Source organism: Streptomyces spongiae (genome assembly GCF_009377185.1).
In the GTDB taxonomy this organism is placed as follows: Bacteria; Actinomycetota; Actinomycetes; order Streptomycetales; family Streptomycetaceae; genus Streptomyces; species Streptomyces spongiae.
The window spans coordinates 1-10,139 of sequence record NZ_VJZC01000060.1 but is presented as its reverse complement, the minus strand read 5'-3'; the positions used below and the strand labels follow the sequence as shown (position 1 = coordinate 10,139).

Annotated in this window: 7 protein-coding genes; 6 read left to right on the top strand and 1 reads right to left on the bottom strand. The window is 69.4% G+C overall.

Annotation, left to right across the window (positions count from 1 at the left end):
* The first annotated feature begins 26 nt into the window (after nt 1-26).
* Nucleotides 27-758 (top strand): glycoside hydrolase family 12 protein, encoded by a 732-nt coding sequence (locus FNH08_RS11905; protein ID WP_152771438.1) that lies wholly within the window; start codon nt 27-29, stop codon nt 756-758.
* Nucleotides 759-814: 56 nt separating this feature from the next.
* On the opposite strand, the gene FNH08_RS11900 is transcribed toward FNH08_RS11905, so the two are convergent.
* The gene (locus tag FNH08_RS11900; protein ID WP_407704355.1) at nt 815-2,965 is read right to left on the bottom strand and encodes an alpha-galactosidase; all 2,151 of its coding nucleotides are present in this window, start codon (nt 2,963-2,965) and stop codon (nt 815-817) included.
* Between the two features lie 97 nt (nt 2,966-3,062).
* Here FNH08_RS11900 and FNH08_RS11895 point away from each other — a divergent pair, with 97 nt between their 5' ends.
* The 5 genes from FNH08_RS11895 to FNH08_RS11875 all read left to right on the top strand — a co-directional run bounded on the left by FNH08_RS11895 (nt 3,063) and on the right by FNH08_RS11875 (nt 10,091).
* On the top strand, nt 3,063-4,286 hold the full coding sequence (locus tag FNH08_RS11895) for a LacI family DNA-binding transcriptional regulator (RefSeq protein WP_152771436.1): 1,224 nt from the start codon (nt 3,063-3,065) through the stop codon (nt 4,284-4,286).
* Nucleotides 4,287-4,356: 70 nt separating this feature from the next.
* Complete coding sequence (locus FNH08_RS11890; protein WP_152771435.1) at nt 4,357-5,679, top strand: ABC transporter substrate-binding protein; 1,323 nt, start codon at nt 4,357-4,359, stop codon at nt 5,677-5,679.
* 2 nt (nt 5,680-5,681) lie between these two features.
* Nucleotides 5,682-6,602: a carbohydrate ABC transporter permease gene (locus tag FNH08_RS11885; protein WP_152771434.1), complete on the top strand. Its 921-nt coding sequence runs from the start codon at nt 5,682-5,684 to the stop codon at nt 6,600-6,602.
* Complete coding sequence (locus FNH08_RS11880) at nt 6,599-7,426, top strand: carbohydrate ABC transporter permease (RefSeq protein ID WP_152771433.1); 828 nt, start codon at nt 6,599-6,601, stop codon at nt 7,424-7,426. The genes FNH08_RS11885 and FNH08_RS11880 overlap by 4 nt, the downstream gene beginning before the upstream one ends.
* A gap of 160 nt (nt 7,427-7,586) precedes the next feature.
* Complete coding sequence (locus tag FNH08_RS11875; protein ID WP_152771432.1) at nt 7,587-10,091, top strand: CBM35 domain-containing protein; 2,505 nt, start codon at nt 7,587-7,589, stop codon at nt 10,089-10,091.
* The last annotated feature ends 48 nt before the right edge of the window (nt 10,092-10,139 follow it).

Below are 10,139 nucleotides of genomic sequence, written 5' to 3'. Positions count from 1 at the left end.
TCCCCCCACCCATGGAAAGGGACCCCATGGCAAAGAGCACACAGAGCACACGAAGCAGACTGCGCAAGATCACCATGGCCGTGCTGGCCCCGACGATGGCCCTCGGAGCCACCGTCGGTCTAGCCTCCGCCCCCGCCTCGGCCGCCGTCTGGAACTCCTGCGACCAGTGGGGCAACACGAGCCTGAACGGCTACACGCTCTACAACAACATCTGGGGCTCCGGCGCCGGCAGCCAGTGCATCTGGGCCAACTCCGGCACCAACTGGGGCGTCTGGGCCAACCACCCCAACACCGGCGGAATCAAGTCCTACCCGAACTCCAAGAAGGTGATCAACAAGTCGATCACCTCGCTCGGTTCGCTCACCAGCAGCTACAACGTCACGGTCCCGTCCTCGGGCGCGTACAACACCTCGTACGACATCTGGGACACCGACTACGACTACGAGATCATGCTCTGGGTCAACTACAACGGCGCCGTGGGCCCGCTCGGCACATCGCAGGGCAACGTGACCCTCGGGGGCCACACCTGGACCGTCTACAAGGGCAACAACGGCGCCAACGAGGTCTTCTCGTTCCTGCGGACGTCCGACTCCAACTCCGGCACGGTCAACATCCTCCCGATCCTCAAGTGGATCAAGGACACCAAGGGCTGGTTCGGCAACGAGACCATCGGTGACGTCCAGTTCGGCTACGAGATCACGTCCTCGTCCGGCGGTCTGGACTTCCAGACCAACAACCTGACCGTCAGCAGCAGCTGACCGTACGCCCGGGTCGGTGCCGTGCCCCCATGCGGCGCCGGCCCGGGTCCGCAGCCCTAGGGCCCTACGCTCGGCGCGAGGCGGATCAGCAACACGCCGGGCGCGCTCGGCAACGACACCCGCAGTCCGTCCCCGTCCCAGACCGCCGAACCCGAGGTACTGGCCGACGGGTGCAGGATCTCCGTACGGACCTCCCGGCCCGCCAAGTGCCCGACAGGGACCCGTACTTCGCCTTCCCCGCCACGGCGCCACACCGACACGTACGACGGCCCGTCCGGCACCCGCATCCCCAGCGCAAGCCACTCGTCCGTCCACCCGGGCAGACCGAGCGGCCAGAACGGCACGGCCCGCGCGAGGTCGGCGCGAAGCGCCTTGTACGTCCCCACCGCGTCCCGTACGAGACCGAGTTGGTGCTCCGACATACGGTTCAGGTGGCCGGACAGATGGATGCGGCCGAGCAGTGCCCCGCCGAGGGTGAAGCTGATCAGGCCGTCGTCGTACTCGGGCTGCGGATACGCCCAGACGGCGCCCTGCTCGGGCGGGACCGCGGTCGGCGCGGCGGCGGCGATCGGCGGGAAGCGCAGCGGGTCCTGCTGGTCGCTGGTGGACTGGAGCTGGCTGACGGCCAGGGTGGCGCCGTCCATGCGCATGCCGCCCGAGGCGCAGTTCTCGACGACCAGCCCGGGGTGCCGGTCCAGGACGCCTGACAGCCAGTCCAGGTAGGCATGGGCGTGGCCTAGCAGGCCGACGCCCGGCGCCAGGTCCTCCGGTGTCTGCGTTCCCGGGTCGACCACGATGTTGTAGTCCAGCTTGAGATAGCCCACGCCCCAGTCCCCGACGATCCGGTCCACCGTCTTGTCGAGGTGGGCGCGGGCGGCCGGATGCCGCAGGTCGAGCTGGTGGCGGCCCTGCTCGGCCAGGCGCACTCCGTCACGCTGGAAGAAGGCATCCGGGGGCAGCTGGGACGCGACCGGGCTGCGGACACCGACGACCTCCGGCTCCAGCCACAGCCCGGGCACCATGCCGCGCTCGCGGATCCGGTCCAGCACCGCCCGGATGCCGCCACCGGGGAAGCGGCGAGGCGACGGCAGCCACTCGCCGACGCTGTCCCACCAGCCCTCCGTGTCGTCGTCGTACCAGCCGGAGTCGATACAGAAGTACTCCGCTCCGGCCTCGGCGGCCGCGTCGATCAGCGGCAGCAGTTTTTCCGTCGTCGGGTCGCCCATCAGCGTGTTCATGTAGTCGTTGAAGACGACGGGGAGAGCCGTGTGGTCCGGGTGCGGGCGGCGTACGGCACGGCGGTACGAGGTCAGGGCGCCCATCGCGTCGTCGAGGCCGGAGCCCAGGGCCAGCGCCGCCGGGACCGTCGTGAACTCGTCGCCCGGTGCGAGCCGCACCCGCCACTGGTGCTCGGCGTCCGTGGGGCCGTTCAGGGCGAGGTGCGTGCCGTGCGCGTGTTCGCCGAGGTCCCAGCGCCAGCCGGCCGGGGACTCGATCTGCCACGCCCAGGTCCGGCCACTGCCTCTTTCCGTCAGCGCCCCCATCGCCAGATGGCCGTCGGTGGGCCAGCTGCCGCGCCCGGTGAGGACGAGGGCGGCCCGGCTGTCGTGCTGGTGGGCGTCCACGTTGATGTCGGCGACGGTGTCGCGCAGCGGTTCCGTGTACCAACGGCACTCGGCGAGCCAGTCGTTGCGGGCCCGGTGCACGTCGAGCGCGTCGGGGGAGGGCAGGCCGCCGAGCAGCAGGCTGCTGACGGACTGGACGACGAGGGGTTCCGTGCCCTCGTTGCGGAGCCGGACGCGGGACCGGAGCACCGGCAGTCCCGTGGGGGAGGTCAGCTCGACGAACGCGGTCAACCCCGTTGCCCGATCGTGGAGTTCGACGGTCAGCCACTCCCAGGTGCCGCTTCTGCCGCTGCGGTGGCTCCGGTACGCCAGCCGCGTCCCGAAAGCCGTACCGGTGAAGCGAGGACCGGACCAGCCGCTGCCGTGGCCGAGGGCGGACAACTCGACGAGGGGGAGGGCGACTTCCGTGCCCACCGTGTCACGGGAGCGGCTCTGCCGAGGACCCTGCCGAGGACCCAGCCGGACCAGTCGCAGAGTCCGGTCGTCCGCCGTCGCGAACTCCGCGTCAAGCGCCGAGTGGCCCCAAGTGAACTGAGTCAAGGCACTGCCCCCTCCTGAGCCGCTCACCCGTACGCCGCCCACACGCCGGAGGCGCTCGCGTGATCCCGTGAATCCCGTGTTCGTGAATCCATCGTTACGGTCTCTTGACGACCCCTATGTGACCGGTCACAATCCTGGCATGAATGTGACCGGTCACACAAGGCGCCCGGCGAGCATCCGGGACGTCGCGACCGCCGCCGGGGTCTCCTACCAGACCGTCTCCCGGGTGATCAACGGCCATCCCAGCGTCAAGCCGTCCACCCGGGAACGGGTGCTCGCCGCCATCGACGAACTGGGCTTCCGGCGCAACGCCACCGCGCTCGCCCTGGCCAGCGGCCGCAGCCGGGCCGTGACCGTGCTCACCGCCAACACCACCCACTACGGCTACGCCTCGATCCTCCAGGGCATCGAGGAGGCCGCCCGCGCCGCGGCGTACTCGGTGGGCATCGGCGTCCTCGAATCGGCGGAGGAGCCCGCCGTCGCCGCCGAGGTGCAGCGGGCCGCGGACACCGGCGGCGGACTGATCGTGATCGCCTACGATCCGGCCGGTGTACGGGCCCTCGGAGCCGTCCCCGCCGAACTGCCTGTCGTCGGCGTGGTCGAAACCCCCGCGAGCCCACCTGGGCCCTGCCACCACACTCCCGCCTGCCCTGCGGCGCCATGCACGCACTCTCGCCGCGCCGGGCGGAAACCCGAGTACATCCAGTACGAGGGTCTCCGCCCGGCACACCGAGAGCACGCACCTGACGCCGCAGGGCCCGCCCTTCGGGCGGACGACGGGAGTGTGGCGGCGGGGCCCAGCGGCGACCGCCCCTGGGTGTGGACCGACGACCGCGAGGCCGCCTACGAGGCGACCCGCCATCTGCTCTCCCTCGGCCACGAGACCGTGCACTACGTCGCCATCCCGTCCAGCACCCGGCGCACCAGCGCCCGTACCACCGGCTGGCGGCAGGCCCTGAAGGAGGCCGGAGCGCCCGAACCCCGTCCGGTGCAGGGGAGTTGGGGCCCGGCCGGCGGCCACGCGGCGGGCCGGAGACTCGCGGAGGACCCGGCCGTCACCGCGATCCTGTGCGGCAACGACGACCTCGCGCTCGGCGTGCTCCGCGCCCTGCACGAGGCCGGCCGGTCCGTGCCCGGCGAGGTCAGCGTGGCCGGGTTCGACGACGCCCCGCACTCCGCCTACCTCACCCCGTCCCTGACGACCGTGCGCCTGGACTTCACCGGCCTCGGGCGCGCCGCGTTCGCCCTGCTGCACGGCGTGCTGGAGGAGTCCGCACAGATCGCCCCGCACCCCGTCTCCGTACCGGAACTGGTGGTGCGGGAGAGCGCGGGGCCGCCGCCCGCCAGGCCCACCAGGCCCTGAACACCCCGTACGAGCACCGCCGTTCCGCATCTTGCCCTGCCCTGAACCACCTGTTCTCGAAAGGCGCGCGATGAAGACAAGAGCTCTCCCGACCCTGGCCCTCCTCTGCGCGGTCGGCCTGGCCGCCACCGCGTGCAGCGATCCCACTGCGGGCGACTCCGCCTCGGACAGCAAGCAGACGGCGGTCGACCCCACCGCCCGCCTGGACGGCGTGAAGCTGACCATGTGGACCGCGCAGAACACGGTCAACGCGCCCAAGCAGGTCATCGACGCCTTCGAGAAGGCCACCGGCGCCAAGGTCGAGACCCAGGCCATCCCGGACCTCTACGAGCAGAACGTACCGACCAAACTGGCCTCCGGAGACCGGCCCGACCTGATGTTCTGGCAGCCCTCCATCTCCACGCTGCCCTTCATCCAGCCGCAGCAGAACCTCCTCACCCTCGACGGCGAGCCCTGGGTCTCCAAACTCGGCGACACCGAGAAGTCCCTCGGCGTCATCGACGGCAAGCGGTACGCGGCCATCGTGACCAGCCCCGCCATGCTCGGCGTCTACTACAACAAGGACGTCTTCAAGGAAGCCGGGCTGAGCGAGAAGGACTTCCCGAAGTCGTACGACGAACTCCTCGCCCTGGGCCGCACCGTCAAGGACAAGACCGACGCGGCCGGCTTCTACGAGGCCGGCGGCGACAAGTGGCCCCTCCAGTGGCAGATGCAGATCCAGCTCACCGACCTCGACAAGCAGTGGTGGGCCGGCCTGAACGAGAACAAGGAGAAGTGGACCGACCCGGTTGTCGTCGGCGCCATCAAGAAGTACAAGGACAAGCTCCTCGACGCCGGGCTCGCCCAGAAGAACTACCGCACCGGCACCTTCACCGGGCAGGCCGACGCCCTGTGGAAGGGCGAGGCCGGCATGGTCCTCAACGTCACGTCCTTCCAGAGCCAGTTGCAGGCCAAGTACTCCACAGCCGACATCGACAAGAAGATCGGCTGGTTCCCCATCGCCAACTTCTCGGCCACCGGCCTGTACTCGCCCGACCAGACCAATGGCGTCGTCGCCTTCAAGACCGGTGACGAGAAGCGGCAGAACGCGGCGCGGCAGTTCCTCGCCTTCTGGCTCGGCCCCGACTACGCCGACTACATCAAGGCGATGAAGATCCCGTCCGTGCAGCCGTCCGTGCCCACCCCCGACGGCCTCCCGCAGACGTCGAAGGCCCAGGTCGCGGCCCTGCCCAAGGCCATCGGGGTCTTCCAGGCCAAGGCCATCGTCGCCCCCGACACGCACCTGTACCTCGCCGACATGATCTTCGGCAAGAAGAGCCCGCAGCAGGTCGCACAGGCGATCCAGGACCAGTTCGCGCAGGTGGCCAAGGCCCAGGGCGCGCCCGGGTTCTGACCATGACGGACACAGTCGTACGTACCGAGCCCGCGCGGGCGACCGGCACGCCGAAGAAGCTGGGACGGCTGCCGCGCGCCGCCGTGCACCACCCCTGGTGGTTCGCGCTCCCCGCGATCGTCGTCTTCGCGGGCTTCTTCCTGGTGCCGAACCTGCTCAACTTCTACTACCCGTTCACCAACTGGTCCTCGTACCACCCGGACATCGCCTTCACCGGCCTCGACAACTTCAAGACCATCGCCGACGACGGATCGCTGCTGCGGGCGATCCGCACGACCCTGCTGTACGCCCTGCTGGCGGCGCTGTTCCAGAACGGCTTCGGGCTGGTGCTGGCGCTGCTGCTGGAGGCGGACACCCGCTTCAACCGGTTCTTCCGCGCCGTCTTCTTCCTCCCGGTGCTGATCTCGGCTCTCGCCACCGGCTATGTCTTCCAGGCCCTGCTCGACCAGGACGGCGCCGTGAACTCCGTACTGGGCACGGACGTTCCGTGGCTGGGCTCGACGACGTGGACGCTGGTCCTGGTCACCCTCATCCACGGCTGGAAGTGGATGGGCCTGTCCATGCTGATCTATCTCGCCGGGCTCAAGGGCATCCCGGGCGAGATGCTGGAGGCCGCGAAGTGCGACGGCGCCGGGCCCTGGCGGACCTTCTGGTCGGTGCGCTGGCCGATGCTCGCTCCGGCCGTCACCTTCAACGTCACCACCGCGCTGATCGGCTCGATGAACACCTTCGACATCGTGCAGGCCACCACGGGCGGCGGACCGGCGGCCTCCACCGAGGTCTTCAACATCTACATGTTCCGGATCTTCGGACAGGGCCTGTACGCCCAGGCATCCGCGATGAGTCTCGTCCTGTTCCTGGTGGTGGTCGCCGTGGCGATCCCGCTGGTCGTGGGTCTGCGGCGAAGGGAGCAGCTGCTATGAGTCCGGTCGTGTGGAGGTACGGCCGCCCGGCCCTCGTCATGTTCCTGGCCGCCCTCGCCGTCGGCGTCCCCCTGTGGCTCGTCGTCGTCACGTCCGCCAAACCGCAGGCCGAGGCCATCAAGCCGAACCTCGACCTGCCGGGCCGGTGGCAGCCCGGCTCCAACTACGAGGACGCCGTCAGCCAGGGCGAGATGCTGCGCGGGTTCCTCAACTCGCTGCTCGTCGTGGTGCCTTCGGTGGTCCTCGTGCTGATCCTCGGCGCGGGCGCCGCCTGGGTCTTCGCACGCAGGAAGTCGAAGCTGGTGTCGGCCGCGTACGCGCTGTGCATCAGCGGACTGCTGCTGCCGCCCGCCGTCATCACCATCGTCATGGAGCTGCGGCAGCTGGGGCTGGCGAACACCCGGCCCGGCATGATCGCCGTCTACACCGGGATGTACCTCTCCACGTCGATCTTCTTCATGACCGGCTTCATCCGTGCCATCCCCATGGAACTGGAGGAAGCGGCCCGCATCGACGGGGCGAAACCGTCACGGATCTTCGTACGGATCGTCCTGCCGCTGCTCAGGCCGGTCATCGCCACCGCGACGATCATGGTGATGCTCTACGCCTGGAGCGACATCTTCTACGCCTTCTTCGTCCTCGGCGGCGGCGAACGGGCCACTCTCCCGCTGAACCTCTACCAGGTCGCCAGCGCCCAGCTCTACCTCAACAACTGGCACCTCGTCTTCGCGTACGTCGTGGTGATGAGCCTGCCCATGGTCGCCGTCTTCCTCGTCGGCCAGCGAAAGATCGTGTCCGGAATCACCAGTGGAGCCGTCAAATGACCGGAGTGACCGGAGTGACTGGAGGTCCAGCAGCGTGATCACCCGCACCCGCACCCGCACCCGCACCCGCACGCGAGCCCGCACGCGAGCCCGCACCCGAGCCCATACGAGATCCCGTATCAGAACCACCTTGGTCACAGCACTACTTGGAGTCACCGCAATGGCAGGCACCCTTCCCGCCGCCGGTCCCGCGGCAGCCGCCTCCCCCACTCTCGGCTTCGCTCGAGCGGGAGGTGCCCCCATCCCGCAACGCCTCACCGTCGACCTCGCCGCCTCCGAGGGCAAGGTGATGCTCGGCGCCAACGGGGCGCTGTACGGGCTCAGCGACGACGGCGTACCCAGTGACGCCGCGCTGGAGCCCCTGAAGATCACCAGCATCTCGCAGAAGCCGGAGGGCGGCGCCCAGCACCCCAACGGCGACGCGCTGACCGTCTCCAAGTCGTTCTTCCGCAACGGCGGCGGCGAGATCAACGTGATGATGCAGGACATCTACGCCAAGTGGCCGTACGAGGACCTCGGCATCGACGACTACCTCCCCAAGGTCGACAAGATCGTCAAGGAGGTCGCGGCCGACCCGAACAGCGACCGCTTCGTCTACATCCCGTTCAACGAGCCCGACCAGATCTGGTACAAGCTCGGCGTCGAGGACCAGGCCCAGTACGAGGCCAACCGCGACCGGTTCTTCAAGGACTGGAAGACGGTGTACCAGCGCATCCGCGCGATCGACCCCGACGCGAGGATCGCCGGCCCCAACGAGGCCGGCTACCACACCCGCCTGCTCAAGGACTTCCTCGCCTTCGCCAAGCGCGAGAACGTCCTGCCCCAGGTGATGACCTGGCACGAACTGGGCTCCGGCTCCCTGCGGGACTTCCAGGCGCACTACGACAACTACCGCTCCCTGGAGCGGGAAGCGGGCATCTCCCCGCTGAAGATCAACATCGACGAGTACGCCAACCGCCGCGACCTGTCCGTGCCGGGGCAACTCGTGCAGTGGGTCTCGATGTTCGAGCGCAACAAGGTGTACGCCAACCAGGCCTACTGGGACGCCGCCGGCAACATGGACGGCAACGTGGTGCGCAGCAACATCCCGAACGGCGGCTGGTGGTTCTTCCGTTGGTACGCCGGGCTGACCGGTGACACCGTCAAGGTGACCCCGCCGCAGGCCAACACCATCGACACCCTCCAGGGCCTCGCCTCCCTCGACACCTCGCGCCGCCAGGCTCAGGTGCTGCTCGGCGGCTCCGCCGGTGACACGGACGTCGTCGTCGGGAACGTCTCCCGGTCCGTCTTCGGCCGTACGGTCACCGCGACCGTCGCCGAGGCCGCCTGGTCCGGCTACGAGGGACAGCACGCGACGCCCCGCGTCCTCGCCCGCACGAAGGTCAAGGTCGCGGACGACGGCACGGTGACCGTCCCGCTGCGCGGCATGCACAAGATGTCCGCCTACCGGGTCGTCCTCACCCCCGGCGGCTCCGGCACCCCGTCCGCCGCCTCCGTCCCCTGGTCGGCGTCGTACGAGGCCGAGGACGCGGCCATCACCGACGGCAAGGTCTACACCCAGGGCACGGTCAGCAACGCCAACGGCTACGCGGCCTCCGGGACGAAGGACGTCGGCTCGCTCAACACCGCCACCAGCAAGGTCGACTTCACGGTGACGGTCCCGAAGGACGGGACGTACGACCTGGCGATCCTGTACGGCAACCAGTCCGGCACCCCCGCCACCCAGAAGCTGTCCGTCGACGGCGACGACCCGGTCACGGTCACCTACCCGTCCACCGAGAACTGGACCTACCGCGCCAGGAAGGACGTCACCGTCGAACTCAAGGCCGGCTCGCACCTGCTGACCCTGGCCAAGGGCGACGCCGAGGTCACTCTCGACCGCGTCGACCTGACCGCCCGCACCGGCGCGCCCTCCGCGTCGTACGAGGCCACGCTCGCGGACATCAGTGGCAGGCCGTCGTACGACTACTCCTCGTCGGCCGGGGCCGGCACGGGCGCCCTCGTCCTGCGCTCCGGCGACAAGGCGGTCTTCGACGTCTACGCACCGCGCGACGGCTACTACACGGTGATGCCCAGGGCCACGGCGCCCGTGAAGCTGGGGCTGCACGGAGAGACCGTGACGGCGGCACCCGGCAAGCCCCTGCGGCTCTACCTCGTCGCGGGCAACAACCGCCTGGCCGTGACCGCCCCGCACGCGGCCGTCCGCACCCTCGACGTCTCGGGCGACGGATCGACCTCCGGCACGCTCTCCTACGAGGGCGCCTCGGCCACCCTCGCGGGCGGTGCCAAGCTGGTCGACTCCGCCCACGCCTCCGCCGGGTCCTACATCGGCTGGCTGGGCAACAGCGCGGCCAGCACCGCCGAGTTCACCGTGGACGCGCCCAGGTCCGGCCGCTACGTGCTGGTCGTCCACTACGGGCACAACGACCGGCGCGACAACGGCCACGCCTACAACACGGACATCATGTCCCGTACGGCGGACATCACCGTCGGCACCGGCGCCCCGAAGAAGGTCACCTTCAAGAACACCTGGAGCTGGGACGACTACTGGACCGTGGGCGTCCCCGTCGACCTGAAGAAGGGCTCCAACAAGGTGACGTTCGGCAACGAGACCGCGTGGGCGCCGAACATCGACCGGATCGAACTGGGCCGCGTCATCGGCTAGGACTCGGCCAGGACGCGTAACGCGCACGGCCTCGGCCACCGGCAGACG